Raw genomic sequence first — 17801 nt, 5'->3', positions numbered from 1 at the left:
AGCGCGCGCCATGGACGAATACGAATACATCGTGGTGGGTTCCGGCGCCGGCGGCGGCACGCTGGCGGCGCGGCTGGCCGAGGCCGGCCATCGGGTCTTGCTGCTGGAGGCCGGCGGCGACCCGCGCGCGCTCAAGGGCGGAGACGCCTGGCAACCCCAGGCCGAACGGCTGCCCGACGATTACGACGTGCCGGTGTTCCACGCTCTGGCCTCGGAAAACGAGGCGATGAAGCTGGACTACTTCGTCCGCCACTACGCCGACGACGCCCAGCAAAAGCGCGATCCCAAATACCGCGCGGAATGGAACGGCCGGAAAGTGGACGGCGTGCTCTACCCGCGCGCCGGCGCGCTGGGCGGCTGCACCGCCCACAACGCGATGATCACCGTCTACCCGCACAACGCGGACTGGGACGGCATCGCCCAGCTCACCGGCGACCACAGCTGGCGCGCGGACCACATGCGCGGCTACTTCGAGCGGCTGGAAAACTGCCACCACCGCCCGCTCTACCGCTGGCTGGGCCTGCTCGGCGTCAACCCCACCCGCCACGGCTGGCGCGGCTGGCTGCAAACCGAGAAGGCGATCCCGGAATCCGCGCTGGGCGACGCCGGCCTGGTGGACACCCTGCTGGTGTCGGCGGACAAGGCCTTCGACGAAGTGGACGTGCCGCACCGCAGCTGGCGCTGGCTGCTGCAAGGCCAGGCCGATCCCAACGACTGGCGGCTGGTGCGCGACAACGCCGTCGGCGTCTGCTACCCGCCGCTGGCCACCCGCAACCATCAGCGCAACGGCAGCCGCGAACGGGTGCTGGACGCGGCGGCGCGCCACCCGGACCGGCTGCGCGTGGAACTGGACGCGCTGGCCACCCGGGTGCTGTTCGACGAAGGCCAGCGCGCGGTGGGCGTGGAATACCTGAAAGGCGCCGGCCTCTACCGCGCCAGCGGCCGGGTCAGTGAGGCCGCCGGCGAGCGCCGCGAGGCGCGCTGCAGCCGCGAAGTGATCCTGGCCGGCGGCGCCTTCAACAGCCCGCAACTACTGATGCTGTCCGGCATCGGCCCGGCCGCCCACCTGCAAGAGCACGGCATCGCGCCGCGGGTGGACCTGCCCGGCGTCGGCCAGAACCTGCAGGACCGCTACGAAGTGGGCGTGGTCAACCGGATGAACTTCAAGCACTGGGAAGTGCTCAAGGGCGCGGAGTTCGCGCCCGGCGACCCGCAGTACAAGCAGTGGGCGGAAGGACGCAAGGGCGTTTACACCACCAACGGCGCGGTGCTGGCGGTGATCCGCCGCTCGGCGCAAGAACGCCCGCTGCCCGACCTGTTCTGCTTCGCGCTGCTGGGCCTGTTCAAAGGTTATTTCCCTGGCTACTCGCGGCTGTTTCCGGAACACCTGAACTACCTGACCTGGGCCATTCTCAAGGCGCACACCAATAACCGCGCCGGCACGGTGACGCTGCGTTCCGCCGACCCGCGCGACCCGCCGGACATCAACTTCCATTACTTCGAGGAAGGCAGCGCCGGCGGAGATCAGGACCTGGACTCGGTGGTGGAAGGCATCAAGTTCGTGCGCACCCTGACCGCGGACCTGAAAAAGCAGAACCTGATCGCGGAAGAAGAACTGCCCGGCGAGGCGCTGCAAAGCGACGACGAACTGCGTCAGTTCGTCCGAGACAACGCCTGGGGCCACCATGCCTCCTGCAGCTGCGCGATCGGCGCGCGCGATGCCGGCGGCGTGCTGGACAGCCAGTTCCGCGTCCACGGCGTCAGCGGCCTGCGCGTGGTGGACGCCTCGGTGTTTCCGCGCATCCCCGGCTTCTTCATCGTCTCCGCGGTGTACATGATCGCGGAGAAGGCGGCGGAGGCGATTTTGGAGGATGCCAAGCGTTGAGGGGCCGCTTGGCGTATGGGTCTTATATCCGCTACGCGGATGATGGGTTTCATTGCCGGGGCTGCCCGGCGGGCAGGAAGGGGAATTTGCTCGGCCAAATTCCCCTTCACCCCAAAGGCCGCCCTGCAAGCCTGGCCTGCGGCTTCCCGTCGGGGCCCGTCAGACCCGAGGCGCGGCTGAACTCGCGATTTGCTAACGTCAAATCGCTCAGACAAAGCAGCCGCTTAAGACCTCGGGTCTGCCACCCAACGGCAGGCTTGAAGGGACCTAGGGCGCATCGGATACGTGATTTCCTCTTGCTTGCCTCGAAATATCCACATCCGCGTGGAAAACAACACCCAAACTCTCGCTCGCGCGGAGGATGCAACTTCCATACCTCAAACATTAAGCCTGTGGAAAGAAGCCGATGAACACCCCCACCCAAGCCTTCTCCCAAGTCCACGCCGACGAACGCGCCGGTCTCGCCGCCGCGCGCGCGGACGAAGGCGTGGAACGCCCGGGCGGCGATGCCGCGCCGCAAGCCGGCCTCGCCTTCTCCGGCGGCGGCATCCGCAGCGCCACCTTCAACCTGGGCGTGCTGCAGGCGTTGGCCAGCAGCCGCTGGCTGCGCGAATTCGACTACCTGTCCACCGTCTCCGGCGGCGGCTATCTGGGCGGCTGGCTGTCCGCGCTCAAGCGCCGCGCCGGCAACGCCGGCATGGAACAGACGCTGCGCGACCATCAGGGCCGCCAGCCGGCCATCCAGTTCCTGCGCGACTACAGCAACTACCTGACCCCCAAGACCGGGCCGTTCAGCCTGGACACCCTGTCCGCCGTCATCACCTACTGGCGCAACTTCATCCTCAACCAGATCGTGCTGCAAAGCCTGCTGCTGGCGCTGCTGCTGGGCCCTCATTTCCTGGTGGGCCTGGCGCGCAATCTCGCCGACTGGCCCTATGCGGGCACCGCCGCGCTGGCCGTGGCCGCCGCCTCCGCCGCGCTGTCCGCGCTGCTGGCGCGCGCCACCACCCGCGACGGCAAAACCGCCGCCTCGCCCAATGCCCCGGCCTGCAGCATCGCACTCTTGCTGCTCTTCTGTTACGCGATGGCGGTGTTCACCTTGCGGCAACTGGAAAACCGCGCCGACTTCTGGCACCAGCTGCCGCTGTGGCGGGTGGCCCTGGTCTCCAGCCTGGCTTACGCCGGCTACTGGGCCTTGCTGGCGCGCGGCTTCAGCCAGCTGCGCGGCAACGGCTATCTGCGCAGCGTGCTGTGGGCGCTGCTGGCCGGCCTGGCCGGCGGCGGCAAGCTGTGGCTCTTGCTGCAGGCGCTGGACTACGGCCTGGGCATCCGCGCGCCGCTGGCCCAGGCCTGGTACGTGGTGGCCGGCGCCTTCGCCGTGCTGCCGCCGGTGTTCGCCCTCAGCGCCGCGCTGCACATCGGCCTGGTCAAGCGCAGCTTCTCGGACCTGCAGCGCGAATGGTGGTCCCGGCTGGGCGGCCTGCTGCTGGCGCTGGACCTGGCGCTGGTGCTGCTGTTCCTCGTGGTGGCGCTGTCGCTGCCGCTGCTGGCGGTGGCCGCCGACTGGCTGCGCGCGCTGACGCTGCCGGCCTGGCTGCTGACCACGCTGGCGGCGGTCTGGCAGGGGCAGTCCGCCAAGACCGGCGGCGGACAGCACGCCGGCTGGCGCGACCTGGTCGCCCGCATCGGGCCTTACGTCTTCGTCGCCGGCCTGCTGATCCTGCTCAGCGCCGGCCTCAGCTGGCTGCTGGCCGCGCTGGAGATCCGCGCCGACGGCTGGCAACTGCGCCAGCAGCTGTGCGGCTTTCAAAGCTGCGGCCTCGGCGACTGGACCACACTGCACTTCGCCGCCTCGGAGCAACAGGGCATGGGCGGCGGGCTGTACGCGGCGCTGATCCTGGCCAGCCTGGGGCTGGCGGTGTTCGCCTCCTCGCGCTTCGACATCAATCTGTTCTCGCTGCACAACTTCTACCGCAACCGGCTGACGCGCGGCTATCTGGGCGCCAGCGCGCCGCAGCGGACGGACACGGTCAACCGCTTCACCGGCTTCAACGCCGGCGACGACCTGCCGCTGGCCGAACTGGCCGGCGCGCCCTCCGGTCCGCCGCAGCGGCCCTACCCGCTGATCAACACCACCCTCAACCTGGTGGCCGGCGACGACCTGGCCTGGCAGCAACGCAAGGCCGCCTCCTTCACCTTCACCCCGCGCTACTGCGGCTATAAATTTCCCGACGGCGCGCCGGAGGCCATCGACGCCTTCGTGCCCACCCGCGACTATATGCACGACGACGCCACCGGCGCCGAGCAGGGGCCGATGCTGGGCTCGCTGATGGCGGTGTCCGGCGCGGCGGTCAGCCCCAACCAGGGCTATCACAGCTCGCCGGCGGTGACTTTTCTGCTGACGGTGTTCAATGTGAGGCTGGGACGCTGGTGCCCCAATCCGGGCAAGCCCGGCGCCGCGCTGCAGGCGATGTCCCCGCCGCAGGGCTGGGTCTATCTGCTCAAGGAGTTGCTGGGGCAGACCAATGCCCGTTTGGACTTCGTCTACCTCAGCGACGGCGGCCACTTCGAAAACCTGGGCTTGTATGAATTGCTGCGGCGGGAATGCCGGCTGATCGTGATCAGCGACGCCGGTCAGGACGAGCAGATGACTTTCGAGGACCTGGGCAACGCCATCCGCAAATGCCGGATCGATCTGGGCGCGGAAATCCACATCGACGTGGACGCCATCCGCCGCGACCCGGCCACCGGCCTCAGCCGGGCCGCCTTCGCCGTCGGCTACATCCGCTACGCCTCCGGCGCCAGCGGCCATCTGCTTTATCTGAAGCCCTGCCTGCAGGGCATAGAGCCGGTGGACGTGCTGCAATACCGTGCCGAGCACCCGACCTTCCCGCACCAGTCCACGCTCAATCAGTGGTTCGACGAATCCCAGTTCGAGAGTTACCGCAAACTGGGGCTGTGCATAGGCGAACAGGCGGTGCGCGAGCTGGACCGCAACGGCGCGGGCTGGCTGGCCGCGGACGGCGGCGGCGCCTGAGCGGAAACAGGCTGGACGTTTCCGGTCCGCCGGATACTCGCGCCTTGGCGGGGTTCGCCTTGAGGCGAACCCCGCCAAAACGCCGTGCGGCGTCTCGCTATGCGCATTGGATCATGAACAGGCGCTTAGGCCATGTCCTTTTGATGCGCCACATCGATAGGGAGCCTAAGTTCACTATAGTCGGCAGGCATTGGTTCTTTACTTTCAGGCATGCCTTTAATCTTATGTAACATATCTTTGCTCGGCAATATAAATTGCCCATCGTTTCGGGACAATATCAATTCATTGACATTTCCATCGCTCTTTAAATACTGAATGACCTCATCAATACCAAATGCGCGCGACTCATTTAAGGGATGATCCCCTTTGTTCACCCAAATATGCAGATGCAAGGTAGCGGTTGAAGGCGCCACCGGAAAATGGAAAAACAACTTAACCTTATCTTTTTCAGCAGACACCCCATAGGTATCAACTAAATACTGAAGGCTATCCCGCTTTAGTTTTTCCAGCATTCCAACATCGCTTTGCTCCAAATCCAATATAGAAGTCAATGACTTCACGCCTGATTTTAACTCAGCCTTATATTGATTTAATTCCTCACTCTGCTTAACCGCTACTTTTTCTATTGAAGGATCACCCTTCATTTCCTGAATCAAGTCATGTGGTAAAGCAGGATGAACGGCCCAGGCCGTCAGCTGGATGCCTTCTGGCCTAGCGGCCAAATCCGTGACTTGTCCAGCGGTGTAGGTTTGCGACATGTAGGGAATATTCGGATAAATCAGAAACCCATTGCCCGTTCCCAACGGGGCAGAGTAATGGAAGATATCTGGATTTTTTTTATACACCTCATTGTATACCTTATCGCCAGGTTCCCGGCTGTTACCGCGTAGCAGCTCAACCAGGAACTGGGTAGTATTTTCATTTTTGTACGTTTCCTTGAGCTGTGCCAGGTTTGTTGTTGTCAGCCTTACCTGAGCCAGGTCCTTAGTTTGATACTTTTGCAAACCTCTTGGATTTAGCCATCTGAAACTACCATAGTCGTCTTCAGATTGTTTGGATATATAGACACCATGGGTTAAATCGGCGGCTCCGGATTTGTCTTGCTTAATCAACACATGATAGCTGTCTTGATTTAGCTGACTCAGGATTTTCCGATTGTCATCAATGCCATAGGCATCCAATGTTCTGCGGATCGCAGAACTTTCGTGTTGTGTCAGGCTGGCCTGAGAGTTACGTACTGCCTGTACATCTAGGGTCTCATGGCATAAGCGACTCGAGTCAGCGGGCAAAGTCGCAGCAGAAGGCCGCAACGCTTGAATTGAAATCATGAGTTATCTCCTGTAATTGTCATGTTGCACGTTGCAGGTGCGTTGGCTGCACTTAGTCACTAAGGCTTGCTGATCGTACTCCAACGAACAAAAGGCCAAGTATAAATCTATTACAAAGGCAGATTTAGAACATTGCCGCGCACACCTTTAAATGGAATACCGCTAATATCCTTAATGGAATCTGAGGTCGGTAGAAAATAAGTTCCCCCGTTTCGATCAAGAACGAGATCGCTAATCTCTTTTCCAGACTTAAGATGCGCAATAATCGCGTCGAGATCGAAAGACCTTGGTTCATTCAGCGGGTGATCGCCTTTGTTTACCCAGGTGTGCAAGTGAAGCGTAGCGGTTTTCTCTGCAACGGGAAAATGGAAAAACATTCTGGTATTGTCATGTTCATTTACAGCATATACGTTTCGAAGATGTTGCACTGTCTCTTGTCGCAATTTTTCGAGCTGCGGAAGATGCTCTTGTTTTAAACTCAGAATGCTGGTCAAGGAGTCAATCTGTGTTTTTTCATCAATCATCTTTTGTGGCGTCTTCTGGCTTGCCTCAAGCCTCTCAGGGCCTGATTGATGATTTCTCGATTCCAGAAATGAGGACTGTATACCCGGATGAATCGCGTAGGTGCACAAGATGATGCCATGTTTGCTATTTTTGAGTTTTTCGGGAGCGTTGACATAGGCATCTAACACTTTTGCATCGCAGTACGGGGTATTGGGGCTAATTAGATATCCATGTTGCGTACCATCAATTGGCGAAACAAACTGCGCCAGATTCTCATTCCGGCGATAAAGATCAGTATCTAGGCAGGCCTCTGCATTAAGTACCTTGGTGAGGAAATCCGGCAAGGGAGTCTTCGAGTAGGTCTCGCTAAGCTGTGTTAACTGATCTTTATTCGTAAAGCTGATAACAGCGACATCTGGGGTTTGATATTTCATCAGCCCCTTTGGATTTAACCAGTTAAAGTTGCCATAGTCATCCTCACCCTGTTTGGACACATAGGCACCGTGGGTTAAATCAGACTTACCTGAGTGGTCTTTTTTAATCAACACATGGTATTTATCCTGATTTAGCTGGCTTAACGCTTTCCGACTATCATCTATACCGTAGATGTCCAGCGTTCTGTGCATCGGCGAGTTTTGAGTATTGTGCACTGCCAGCACATTTAGGGACTGATTGCGCTGATGACTTTGCTCAGTCGGCGTAATAGAGGTAGAACGATGCAATGTTTGAACTTGGATCATTTCCTATATCCTAATAGAATGAGTTTGTATTATTAGACTCCTGCCTGGCAAACAACAACGTCAACCAGAGTATTTCCTCACCAGCGCCTTTATATCACTCTGCGCGATAGACTTGGCGTGGATATCGAGCTCATCAATATTGACGCCTTGCGCCGCCAATCGAGCTAAAAGATGCTCTAGTTGAGGCCGCTGGGGCATATAGTGACCGGAATCCAGATGAAATGATTTCGCTTTCCCCTGTGCAATGAGTATCATACCCGCTGATAAAACCGGCTTACCTTCTGTCGTCGAAGTATGCTGCCATTTGCCTTTTTCATATGGGTGAACAAAGATATTTCCATCTCGATGGACAACAATGGCAGCGTGGCCCTCCATCCCGGCCTTGCCCGGCAGATGTGTCGTATCTAATAATTTATCCCCTACTTTCCATTCACCCTGAGAAAGCGTTACCCGATAATTAGCGGCTTGACCTGAGGATAGATAATTGATATAGCCGACATCCTGCGACAGAGGATGCTTAGATTTATTCTTGAGCGCATTGATTTCAACATCGGGATGCTGATCAATCCACTGAAACAGCCCAACCTTGCTATTAACGTCTTCCTGCCATGCGCTTAATGCACCGGACTGTGCATCAAGACCATTCAACGAAACCCTATCGCGATGCTTCGGATCTTTAATTTCCAGCCAGTATTTTGGGTTAGCACCTGCTTCCCCACAGCTTTTTCTTGGCATCATTTCCATAATGAATTGTGCGGCCTCTTTGAAACGCATCATGCTTGGGGAGTTTTTTATTGTTTTAACCGGCAGTAACTGAGGCTCACCCTGCTGTTCTGCTTGGCATCTGCTGACCTGGGCGATGTGATTGACTTTAATTTCCAGCATTAAACATCCTTCCTCATCGGTGGCTAGACACAATCTTTAGCGCGCCATAAAAACCATAAATAACTTCACTGAATTTATTTTCAAGCAATGCGCTCGGGTTAATCAATGCTTTTAATTCGAAACCATCATTACACTTACCCAATGTTAAGTGGCCCGTTTCAACATATTCCATTACAGTTGTGAGAACAGGCATGATGTGCCTGGCATTGTCTATCAACAGCTCTTCACCAATCGGGATAAATGACCAAATGAAGAGGCGATCGTCGACCAACGAAATATTAATAGACAGCCCTTCATTTAGATCAATGGCTATGGTTGAGTGTGAGTCAAAGCCATGCAACAATTGGTCTGAAACGCCCAGCTCGGTCAGTGCATCGCGAACCAACGAACTAAGTTCATGATGAATATTTTGAGAGAATGACAATGAACTGTAGGTCACAGAATTCAACGACCTGCCCAAGAAGTGGGTTTGATCATCAATTTTTTCGCTCATGGCATTTCCTTTTTCTGCGCCGCACGGCTCAGTGGTTTGTCCTCGGACTGCAAGCTGGCCTTCAATTGACTGAACAAGCCGCGTAGTTGTTTTTCCTGCTGATATTGCTTGGCATCCGGGAATAGCGTATTCACTTGTTCGCGGACTTTCTTATTCACCGCGCAAGCGCCGAATGGTTTCGAATCCACCCACAGACTCACCGTGCTGTTCATATTTTCTCCGGCCCTCCGCGCAGATATTTCTGCTGGCTGTCGCCAGGCTTGGAGCCAAGCCAAACCATATGGATTTCCGATGACACTGCCTTGAAATCGCTCTTATAGTAAACCTGAGCAAAACGCTTGCTGGCCTGCACCGATTCCACGCCGGCATTGGAGGACGAGGTTTGAAGCAGACGAACTCCGACTGAATTCAGCATCATGTCTGCGACTCCTGAAAATTAAAAAAACAAAACAGTCGTAAGTATTTAAATCCAAGCCAAGATCAAGCACTTCCAAAAAGCGCTCACCTAAGCCGCGGGCGCCGAGCTGACATAAAAAAACGGCGCGCCAAATTGGCGCGCCGCTTGCGTCTGAAACCGTCCCGGCTTTAGTGCCGGGCCTGGCGATAGGGCGCCAGCACCTCGGCCAGCTCCGCCCTATCTTCGTGCGGAGCCAGCACCGCCAGTTTCGACAGATCCATCCTGCCGTCCAGAAAATCCAGCAACCGCTCCAGGTCGTCCAGATCGCTCATATAGTGGCCGGAGGACAGCACCAGCGATCTGGCCTTGCCCTCGCGCAGCTCTATCATCGCCGCCGCCCGCACCGGCTTGCCGGCGCTGGTGCTGCTGTGGTGCAGCCGCCCCAGCACCGCGTCGTGGACAAACAGCCTGTCCTCCCGGTCCAACACCAGGATGGCGTAGCCCGGCATGCCCAGCTTGCCCTTGGAGCCGGCGGTGTCGATAGCCGTGCCGTCCAGCCGCCGCCACACGCCGTCGGCCACTTCGGCCAGATAAGGTTTGAGCGCGGCGGCCTCGCTCAGATAGCTGACTTGCGGCGCGTCGCCCAAGCGCGCCATGCGCGGCGGCTGGCCCGGCCGCGCCAGATTGATGTCCAGCTGCGGGCGGGCGTCCATCCAGGCGAAGAAGTTTTCCTTGGCGCAAGCGCCGCTGGCCACCCATTCCTTATGCGCCGGCTGCGCGTACTGACGGTAGCGATGGCGCGGATCGCGCGCTTCACGCAGCTCTTCGTCCACCAGGCCGGTTTCCCCTTCCCTTGGCATCAGCGCGGCGACGAAGCGGGCGACGTCGCGGAAACGCTCCAAGGGCCGCGGCGCGGGTTCGCAAACGCTGTCCACGCCCTTGACCGCCTGGGCCAGCCGGCTGGCCTCCGTCGCCGGCGGGGCGTCCGGGCGCGGCGGCGGCGGCGGCATCGCCGCGCCGCTTGCCGTGATTCTCATTTGCTGTGTCCTCTTGCCTTATCCACCGCCGCTAGCGCGCCAGCGGCAGCTCTTCCCAACCGGCGAAGCTCTGCTTGTCCGCCTGCCACAGCGGGAGCTGGCGCTCCATCATCGCGTCCAGCGCGTCCAGCGCGGCGTCTCCCGCCGGCTTGGAGCCGCTGGCGGCGAAGCGCTCCATCGCGGCGAAGAAATCCACGCCGTCCGCGCCCTGCCGCCGCAGGTAGTAATCCGCCTCTTGGCGCACCGCCGAGCCCGGTTCGGCCAGCTTGCGGCACAGGGCCTCCAGCGCCGGGCGCTGCGCCACCCTCAAGGCCGGCCAGCGCTCGCTCTCGTTCACGCCCTTCAGGTGCAGATAGTGCATCAGCGGCGCGCTCAGGCTGTTGTCGCCCCAACGCTCCCCCAGCACCGCGGTGGCGGAGGCGCCGGCGTTAAGACCCAGTTCCAGCGACACGCCCGGCTGCAGCGGCACGCCGCCGGAGGCGGACACGCCGAGGTTGCCGCTGGCGCTGACCCGGCTCAATTGCAGCCGGAAGCCGGCGGCTGCTGCCGGGAAATCCGCCTGGGTCTGGTATTGCGGCCGATAGAAGCGCAGCAGCAAGGTCAGCGCTCCGCCGCCTTGCAGGCCTGCCGAGCTTTGCAACCCGGCCAGCGCCGCCGGCACTTCGGCGGCCAGGCCGTGCGGCGCCAATTGCGCGCTCAGCGCGTCGCGCAAGGCGTCCAGCGGCCAAGAGCCGCTCAGATTGCCGGACAGGCTGATCCTCACGTCCTTGTAGTCGCCGGCGCGCACCGGGTTGTGGTGCACCCGGGTGCGTTCGGTCAGCGAGGCTTCGGCTTTCAGGCCCAGCGGGCCCAGCGCGCCGCCCAGGTCCAGCGCGACGCTGCGGTCGCGGATCTGCAGGCGCAGCACGTCGTGGAAGCTGGTGCGTTTGGCCAGAGCCGCCGCGTCGTGGCGGATGGGCGGCGCGTACAGCCGCGGCGCCAGCGCGTCCAGGCTTTGCAGCAATTCGGCGTCGCCCTTGCCCGCCGCGGTCAGCGTCAGCGCGGCGTGGGCCAGCGCCATATTGGCCAGCGTCTCCTCGCGACTGCCGGCGCGCCAGGAGGCCTGGATGGAGCGCTCCACCGCCGCGCCGCCCTGGCGCTTGCCGATGCCGGCGTCCAGTTGCTGGGCGACGGCGCAGAAATGTTCGAACTCGGCGCGCAGGCCCTCCGCCGCGTCGCGCAGCTTGGCCGGCGTCTGCTCGCGCAGTTCCGCCATGTTCTGCGCGCCGCTGAGCCAGCTCAAGGGATGGTTGCGCGCGTCCGCGCCCATCAGCGCGGCGGCTTTTTGTTCAATGCCGGCCAGCCGCTGCTGCGCGATCGTCGCGTTGCGCGCCGCGCCTTGCTCTTGGCGCAGGCCTTGCCAGATCGGCGTCAGCGCGTCGGCCTGGATGTCGATGCGCTCCACCGCCGCGGCGACGCCGGCCCCGACGCCGACGGCTTCGGCGCGGGCGGAGGCGCTGCCCTTGACGCTGTCCACCTTGCTGGGCGGCAGATAAGGCGCTTGCGCGCCGGGCAGGGACGCGGCGTTGTCGCGCTGGCCCAGCCAGCCCAGCAGCACGCCCAGCCGCTGCTGCTGATCCGCCGCCTGCTGTTGCAATTGCTGGTATTGGCGCAGCTCGTTGCCGTGGCTGGGCCGGAACAGGCGGATCAGCGCGCCCACCACGGTGCGGGCGCTGACGCCCAGGGTGTCGCGGCGCGAGCCGTGCGTCAGTTGGTCCGCCTTCAGCTTGACGAAGGCGGTGGCGCTGGCGTATTCGGTCGCCATGGTGCGCTGGCGGCGGCCCTCCACCGCGCCGGACAAGGTGGCGACGCCTACGCCGCCCTGAACGCCGGCGCGCGCCGACACCGCCTTGCCCTGGTTCTGGAACACGAAGCCTTCGTCGTCGTTGTCCATGCCGCGGCTCCAGGCCAGGCCCACGCTGAAGGTGGCCTTGGCTCCGGCGCCGGCTTCGCCCAGCCCCAGGCCGACGCCGACCGAGCCGCCGACCTTGCGCTCCTGGCTGGCGCCGGGCTGGTCGAAGCGCTGGAACTGCGGCAGCAACTGCGCTTCCGCCTCCGTCCGCGCCAATTGCGCCCAGGCCGCCTGGCCCAACAAGGCCAGCCGCTGGCTCAGTTCCGCCAGCGGGCTGCCCGGCGTAGCCGCGCGCGCCAGCGCTTCCATATCCAGCGACAGCCGCGCGCATTCCTTGATGTCCAGCGGCGTTTGCGCGTCGCCGGCCGCCAGCGTCTGCCGCAAGCTTTCCACAATGGCCACGGTCCGCGGCGCCACCGCGTGGCTGCGCGGCAGGATGTTCAAAGCCTGCACCCAGCGCGGCCAACGCGAGCGTTCCGGCTCCGCCTGGCGATACGCTTCGCGTTTCATCGCCAGCAAGGTCTGGCCCAAGTCCTCGCGCCGCAGGCGCAGCTTGTCGTCGCTAAGCGCAACCTGCCCGCCGCGCGCCGGCGGCGCGTCTTCCACGCTGCGTTCGGCCGCGCCGCGCGCGCCGCTCAACGCCGCGGCCAGGCCCTGCGCCGGCCGCTGCACCGAAGATTCCGATAAACGGCGGAAGCCCTGCAACCGCACCGTACTCGCCCCGCTTGCAACTGTGTCCAACATGGATGCCTCCTCGCGCCGCATCGCGGCTCAAACGCCGGGCCGGGCCCGTAGCGCCTGTCTAGTTTTCGCCGTTGCCGGCTTTCAAATTCGCGGCCAGCGCCAGCGGCGACGGCCTGTCCGACTGCAACTCCCGCCCCATCTCCGTCCAGCCCAGCAACAGTCTCTGCAATTGCCCGCGCGTCTCCTGGCTGACCGTCGCGTCTTTCAAGCCCTGGGCCGCTAAATCGCGATATTTGGCGCAATCCCGAGCCAGGTCGGCTCTCACGGCCTGCCAGGCGTCGGCGCTGTTGGGCGCCGGCTTCTGTTCGACAGCCGGCTCCAACGCCGTCATGCCGCCGCTACGCAGCGCGGCCGCGAACGGGCTTTGCGTCGGCGCGGACGCCGCGCTTGGCTGCGGCTCGGACAGCGCCGCCAAACGGGATGGGGCGGCGGGCGGCTTCGACGAAACATTAAAAGACATTTGAAACGCTCCTGATTTGGCGGCGAGGCCAGAACGACGGTGATGAGGGGCCGCCGGCGCATGCTCGGCGACAGCGTCAAACTACCCCAACGCCCCTGGCCTAACTTGCATAAATCGGCCGCGGCCCCGTCCATGCCGCCCCCTCGTTTTTGAGAGTTTTCCCATTTGTAGCAAGCACTCCCTCACGTAGTATTCCTACATACACTCAATTTATGCGAAGGAAATCAAAAACATCCATATCAACCCAATGACATAACAACAGGACAAACAAGACCATGTCATTCGCTGAACATTTTTTGCAAGCTGGCCCTCGTCGGCAAAAGTACCATCCACTCTCTCTGTTTTTATGACCGGATAGAGGTTTTGAGCGCCAGTTGACGACACTGGCAATTCCAGGCGACAGCGGGCGGGAAGCGGCGGACACACGCCGCGCGATGCGAATCCGCAGCCGGCCCCAAGAACCAGCGCAAATCACCCAACAGATCCACCGAACAAAAAACACGCCGACATGCCGCGATGCTACGGGGAACAGCACACAAGTCGCGGCATTGGTCGACTCGATCCGCATGGTCCGCCATGCGCTATTGCGCCCTGCGCGCAAGAGGAACTAGAAGATGGCGTTACATAAAGATGGCTTCATGAACAGGCAATTTGTTTTTGGCGACTTCGTCCTGCACTTCGACGGCATGCTGCTGCACCGAGAGCAGCAGATCAGCATTCCGCCCAAGGAGCTGGCGGTGCTGACCACCCTGCTGGAAGCGGCGGGAGAGCTGGTCAGCAAGGACGCGCTGCTGGACCGCGTCTGGCCGGACGGCGAGGTCAACGAAGAATCGCTGACCCGCTGCATTTACGCGCTGCGGCGCATCCTGCTGGAAACCAAGGACTGCCGCTACATCGACACGGTGTACGGCAAGGGCTACCGCTTCAGCCGCCCAGTGGCCATGGTGTCCAAACCCACCCCGCTGGCAGCGCAGTGCTCAGTGGCGGTGCTCCCTTTCCGCACCCATCCGCAGCTGGACGCGGTCAGCCTGCACAACGCCCTGGTGCAATGCCTGTCGCGCTACTCGCCGTTCGGCCTGATCGTGCTGCCGGCCACCATCACCCAGAACTGCCGCGACGTCACCGACATCGTGGCGATGATCGACCAGCTGCGCCCGGACTACTACCTGGCCGGCCAGACCCTGCAGCAAGGCGGCGTCTGGAAGCTGCGGGTGGAATTGGTGCGCGCCGCCGGCCACCAGCTGATCCATCACGAAAGCATAGAGCTGAGCCCGGAACAGCCGATCACCGCGCTGCAGACTCGGCTGGCCAGCCTGCTGCCGCAACGCATTCCCGGCCTGCGCTGGAACCAGGGCCAGAACAACGAGCTGGGCTCGCTGGACATGGCCATCACCTATCTGAACGGCCGCCACGAACTGCAGCAACACACCCCGTCCAGCCTGCGCCGCGCGCTGATGCTGCTGCGCCAGTGCGTCAACGCCGGCCCCAGCCACGCGCTGCCTTACTGCAGCCTGGCCGAGTGCTATCTGACCCTGGCCCAGCTGGGCCTGTTCGACCAGGCCCAGGCGCTGATCCAGGCGCAGCAGGCGGTGAACAAGGCGGTGGAGCTGGACGCGGCCAACCCGCAGGCGCTGGGATTGCTGGCCCTGCTCAGCAGCATGCGCTCGGAGCAGGCGGTGGCCGAGGCGCTGTTCGAGCAGGCGCGGATGCTGGCGCCGGACGCCGTCGACATCCATTACTACCACGCCTGGCATTTATTCCTGTCCGGCAAGCTGGCCCAGGCGCAGCAGGCGCTGGACGCCTGCCTGGAGCGCGACCCCTCGCGCATCGCCGCCAGCATCCTCAAACTGTGGCTGACTTATTACGAGCGCCGCATCGACGACGCGGTGTCGCTGGGCAAGCGCCAACTGTGCCAATACGGGCAGAACCACCCGGTGCTGCAAAGCGTGCTGGCGCTGCTGCTGGGACTGCAAGGCCAGCACGCGCAAGCCGACGAACTGGTCCAGGCGGTGCGCGACTCCGGCGAGGAGGCCGGCCTGCTCGCCCTCAATCACAGCTATGTGGACTACTGCCGGCGCGGCGACGCCGCGCTGCCGGCGCTGCGCGCCTTCCTCGCCAAGGTGGACAGCCGCCAGGTGCGCTCCAGCCTGCTGCCGCTGATCCTGGCCGCGCAGGGCCCGGAGGCCGCCATTCAGCACTGGCGCCAATTGCAGGCCGAAGGCTATCTGTGGATCAAGGCCTGGCGCCACGATCCGCGTCTGAGCGAGCTGGCGGAACACGCCCAGCCCTGCCAGCCGGAGGCTGCGTGATCCGCGCCTGTCTGCTGTCCGCTCTCTTCTTGTGCGCCGGCGCCGCGCGGGCGGACTGCTGGGATCGCGCCGGCGGCATGTTCAATATCGCGCCGGACCTGCTCTACGCCATCGCGCAACAGGAGTCCGGGCTCAAGCCGGACGCGGTGGGCCGCAACCGCGACGGCAGCCGGGACCTGGGTCTGATGCAGATCAACAGCACTCATCTGCCGCGGCTGCGCCGGCTGGGCGTCACCGAGCCGCAGTTGATGGGCGACGCCTGCCTGTCCGTGGTCGTCGGTGCCTCCATCCTGGCCGAGATGATGAAACGCTACGGTTATTCCTGGGAGGCGGTGGGCGCTTACAACGCCGGCACCGCGCCCAACCGCCGCGCCTTGCGCATGCGTTACGCCGAGCAAGTGTGGCGGCGCTACCAGAAGCTGCGCCAAGCCGCCCCACCCCCAAGCAAGGAGCTCTCATGATTCGCTCGCTTTCTCCCGCCCCGCGCGCGCTGCCCGCGACGCCGCCGCCCGTCAACACGCCGGCCCCGGCGGCCGACATACAGCAATTGCGCGATGTAGAGAGCCAAAAACTGCGCAAGGAGCCGGCTTCCAATCCCGCCGCCTCGTCGGCGGGAAAGGAGCTCATCAACGAGTTGAAAGAACGACAGATCCTTAGAGAACAAAGAATGGCGGCGCGGGCCGCCGGTGCCCAAGAGCGCTGAACCCGCGCCATCCCCGATCCCCCTTTACATGGCGGCCGCCGTCTTCGCGGCACGCCGCCATGCTTTTTCCCTCCTTCCCCGAATCTGATTCCCCTCCCGAGATTTCATCGGTTTTCCATCAGGAATCCGTCCCCGCATGTCCGTAAAGTGGATGCCAACATCGCAGAACCTTGCGCACTCACCGACAGACACCATGGCAGCTGAAGACATCACACTCTCCGCGCCGGCGCCCATCGTGGTCCGCCTGCTCAACAGCCCGCTGCGCGGCTGCGAATTCCTGTTGCAGCCGGGCAAGACCCTGTTCCTGGTCGGCCCGGCCGCCGCGCTGACCGAGACCGGCCAGTTGCCGGAATTGCCGGCCGACGCCCTATTCATTCCGCTGGAGCAGGGCGGCGTCAATTTCGAAGTGCTGATCGACCGCGCCGAACCCGACCGCGTGACCTTGCGCGAACTGCGCGACGCCGGCACGGACGAACGTCCGGCCGAGTTCAACCGCCCGCTGCGCATCGGCGCGCTGGAGCTGGCGCTGCGGCCGGAACACCTGTCCTGGTCGCCGGAAGTGTTGGGCCACGGCCAGGACGCGCCGCCGCCGGAGCAGAAGCCGGCGCGCCGCCACGCCGCCGCCGCGGTGGCGCTGGCGGTGATCGCCGCGCTGTTGCTGGCCGGCGGCGGCTACTGGTTGTGGAACACCCCGCAGCGCCAGGCCTCGGAATTGAACGCGCTGCTGGGACGCGACAGCCAGCGCTTCCAGGTATTGCCCGGCCGCGACGGCGTGTTCTACGTCGCCGCCGCCAATGAGCGCGACAGCGCCTGGGCGCGGCAAGTGCTGGCGCGCGGCGACTACAACCGCCCGGCGCAAGTGCTCAGCCCGCAGCAGGAAAACGAACGCGTCGGCCGTTGGCTGGCCGACCACTACCCGCACCTCCCCTATTACCGCCTGCAGCTGGACGACCCGCGCCGGCCGCAGCTGTGGGTCAGCCAGCAGCGCGCCGCGCTGGGCGGCCCGGCCAGCCAGGCGCTGTCGCAGCGGCTGGCCGAACAGATGCCCTACGCCGACGCGGTGGACATCGTGCCGGTGGACGACGCCGCCGCCGCGAGCCAGGCCGAAACCGGCCTGTCGCGCCAGGCGCTGCCCTTCACCCGCAGCGAGCAGCCCAACGGCGTCACCTTCGTGATCCAGGGCGCGCTGGACGACGGCGAACTATTGCGCGCGCGCCGCTTCGTCGACGACTACTACCGCCAATGGGGCGGCCGCTACGTGCAATTCGCCATTGAATTGAAGGACGACTGGCTCAAGGGCAAGTCCTTCAAGTACGGCAACCAGGGTTACGTCAAGATGGCGACTGGCCACTGGTATTTCCCCAAACCCCTGTAAACCCAAAGGCAAA

15 protein-coding genes are annotated in these 17801 nt (G+C 62.9%); 6 read left to right on the top strand and 9 right to left on the bottom strand.

Annotation, left to right across the window (positions count from 1 at the left end):
* The first annotated feature begins 10 nt into the window (after positions 1 to 10).
* Positions 11 to 1885, top strand: a complete 1875-nt coding sequence (locus JW897_RS01305; protein WP_205464924.1) for a GMC family oxidoreductase — start codon at positions 11 to 13, stop codon at positions 1883 to 1885.
* A gap of 406 nt (positions 1886 to 2291) precedes the next feature.
* Positions 2292 to 4922 carry a patatin-like phospholipase domain-containing protein gene (locus JW897_RS01300; protein ID WP_205464923.1) on the top strand — a complete coding sequence of 877 codons (2631 nt, stop codon included), beginning with the start codon at positions 2292 to 2294 and terminating at the stop codon, positions 4920 to 4922.
* Positions 4923 to 5047: 125 nt separating this feature from the next.
* Here JW897_RS01300 and JW897_RS01295 read toward each other — a convergent pair whose 3' ends face one another.
* The 9 genes from JW897_RS01295 to JW897_RS01255 form a co-directional block, all read right to left on the bottom strand.
* Positions 5048 to 6250, bottom strand: a complete 1203-nt coding sequence (locus JW897_RS01295) for a m7GpppX diphosphatase (RefSeq protein ID WP_205464922.1) — start codon at positions 6248 to 6250, stop codon at positions 5048 to 5050.
* Positions 6251 to 6360: 110 nt separating this feature from the next.
* Positions 6361 to 7494 carry a hypothetical protein gene (locus tag JW897_RS01290; RefSeq protein ID WP_205464921.1) on the bottom strand — a complete coding sequence of 378 codons (1134 nt, stop codon included), beginning with the start codon at positions 7492 to 7494 and terminating at the stop codon, positions 6361 to 6363.
* A 60-nt stretch (positions 7495 to 7554) separates the two neighbouring features.
* A complete protein-coding gene (locus JW897_RS01285; protein WP_205464920.1) occupies positions 7555 to 8379 on the bottom strand; it encodes a hypothetical protein in 825 nt (274 codons plus the stop codon).
* Between the two features lie 13 nt (positions 8380 to 8392).
* Complete coding sequence (locus JW897_RS01280; protein WP_205464919.1) at positions 8393 to 8872, bottom strand: InvB/SpaK family type III secretion system chaperone; 480 nt, start codon at positions 8870 to 8872, stop codon at positions 8393 to 8395.
* The gene (locus JW897_RS01275) at positions 8869 to 9084 is read right to left on the bottom strand and encodes a hypothetical protein (protein WP_205464918.1); all 216 of its coding nucleotides are present in this window, start codon (positions 9082 to 9084) and stop codon (positions 8869 to 8871) included. The genes JW897_RS01280 and JW897_RS01275 overlap by 4 nt, the downstream gene beginning before the upstream one ends.
* Positions 9081 to 9290, bottom strand: coding sequence for a hypothetical protein (locus tag JW897_RS01270; RefSeq protein WP_205464917.1), 210 nt, complete (start codon positions 9288 to 9290; stop codon positions 9081 to 9083). The genes JW897_RS01275 and JW897_RS01270 overlap by 4 nt, the downstream gene beginning before the upstream one ends.
* Before the next feature lie 167 nt (positions 9291 to 9457).
* Positions 9458 to 10306: a hypothetical protein gene (locus JW897_RS01265; protein ID WP_205464916.1), complete on the bottom strand. Its 849-nt coding sequence runs from the start codon at positions 10304 to 10306 to the stop codon at positions 9458 to 9460.
* Positions 10307 to 10337: 31 nt separating this feature from the next.
* Positions 10338 to 12941 carry a hypothetical protein gene (locus tag JW897_RS01260; protein WP_205464915.1) on the bottom strand — a complete coding sequence of 868 codons (2604 nt, stop codon included), beginning with the start codon at positions 12939 to 12941 and terminating at the stop codon, positions 10338 to 10340.
* A 58-nt stretch (positions 12942 to 12999) separates the two neighbouring features.
* Complete coding sequence (locus JW897_RS01255; RefSeq protein ID WP_205464914.1) at positions 13000 to 13401, bottom strand: hypothetical protein; 402 nt, start codon at positions 13399 to 13401, stop codon at positions 13000 to 13002.
* Positions 13402 to 14015: 614 nt separating this feature from the next.
* Between JW897_RS01255 and JW897_RS01250 the strand changes: the two genes are divergently transcribed.
* The 4 genes from JW897_RS01250 (at position 14016) to JW897_RS01235 (ending at position 17788) form a co-directional block, all read left to right on the top strand.
* Positions 14016 to 15710 (top strand): HilA/EilA family virulence transcriptional regulator, encoded by a 1695-nt coding sequence (locus tag JW897_RS01250; protein WP_048413097.1) that lies wholly within the window; start codon positions 14016 to 14018, stop codon positions 15708 to 15710.
* Positions 15707 to 16171 (top strand): type III secretion system invasion protein IagB, encoded by a 465-nt coding sequence (gene iagB, locus JW897_RS01245; RefSeq protein WP_304413550.1) that lies wholly within the window; start codon positions 15707 to 15709, stop codon positions 16169 to 16171. Before JW897_RS01250 ends, iagB begins: the two co-directional genes overlap by 4 nt.
* Entirely contained in the window at positions 16168 to 16413 is a 246-nt protein-coding gene (locus JW897_RS01240) for a hypothetical protein (RefSeq protein ID WP_205464913.1), read from the top strand. Before iagB ends, JW897_RS01240 begins: the two co-directional genes overlap by 4 nt.
* A 193-nt stretch (positions 16414 to 16606) precedes the next feature.
* Positions 16607 to 17788: a PrgH/EprH family type III secretion inner membrane ring protein gene (locus JW897_RS01235; protein ID WP_205464912.1), complete on the top strand. Its 1182-nt coding sequence runs from the start codon at positions 16607 to 16609 to the stop codon at positions 17786 to 17788.
* Positions 17789 to 17801 lie beyond the last annotated feature (13 nt).

The organism is Chromobacterium alkanivorans (genome assembly GCF_016937655.1).
Taxonomy (GTDB): Bacteria; Pseudomonadota; Gammaproteobacteria; order Burkholderiales; family Chromobacteriaceae; genus Chromobacterium; species Chromobacterium alkanivorans.
The sequence above is the reverse complement of the archived record's forward strand: the minus strand, read 5'-3'. Positions and strand labels throughout refer to the sequence as shown.

Excerpts from the sequence above, each read along its gene's own strand:
- JW897_RS01275 (WP_205464918.1), bottom strand. The coding sequence starts at position 9,084 with ATGAACAGCACGGTGAGTCTGTGGGTGGATTCGAAACCATTCGGCGCT.
- JW897_RS01290 (WP_205464921.1), bottom strand. The coding sequence starts at position 7,494 with ATGATCCAAGTTCAAACATTGCATCGTTCTACCTCTATTACGCCGACT.
- JW897_RS01300 (WP_205464923.1), top strand. The coding sequence starts at position 2,292 with ATGAACACCCCCACCCAAGCCTTCTCCCAAGTCCACGCCGACGAACGC.
- JW897_RS01255 (WP_205464914.1), bottom strand. The coding sequence starts at position 13,401 with ATGTCTTTTAATGTTTCGTCGAAGCCGCCCGCCGCCCCATCCCGTTTG.
- JW897_RS01295 (WP_205464922.1), bottom strand. The coding sequence starts at position 6,250 with ATGATTTCAATTCAAGCGTTGCGGCCTTCTGCTGCGACTTTGCCCGCT.
- JW897_RS01270 (WP_205464917.1), bottom strand. The coding sequence starts at position 9,290 with ATGATGCTGAATTCAGTCGGAGTTCGTCTGCTTCAAACCTCGTCCTCC.
- JW897_RS01265 (WP_205464916.1), bottom strand. The coding sequence starts at position 10,306 with ATGAGAATCACGGCAAGCGGCGCGGCGATGCCGCCGCCGCCGCCGCGC.
- JW897_RS01260 (WP_205464915.1), bottom strand. The coding sequence starts at position 12,941 with ATGTTGGACACAGTTGCAAGCGGGGCGAGTACGGTGCGGTTGCAGGGC.
- JW897_RS01235 (WP_205464912.1), top strand. The coding sequence starts at position 16,607 with ATGGCAGCTGAAGACATCACACTCTCCGCGCCGGCGCCCATCGTGGTC.
- JW897_RS01305 (WP_205464924.1), top strand. The coding sequence starts at position 11 with ATGGACGAATACGAATACATCGTGGTGGGTTCCGGCGCCGGCGGCGGC.
- JW897_RS01285 (WP_205464920.1), bottom strand. The coding sequence starts at position 8,379 with ATGCTGGAAATTAAAGTCAATCACATCGCCCAGGTCAGCAGATGCCAA.
- JW897_RS01240 (WP_205464913.1), top strand. The coding sequence starts at position 16,168 with ATGATTCGCTCGCTTTCTCCCGCCCCGCGCGCGCTGCCCGCGACGCCG.
- JW897_RS01280 (WP_205464919.1), bottom strand. The coding sequence starts at position 8,872 with ATGAGCGAAAAAATTGATGATCAAACCCACTTCTTGGGCAGGTCGTTG.
- JW897_RS01250 (WP_048413097.1), top strand. The coding sequence starts at position 14,016 with ATGGCGTTACATAAAGATGGCTTCATGAACAGGCAATTTGTTTTTGGC.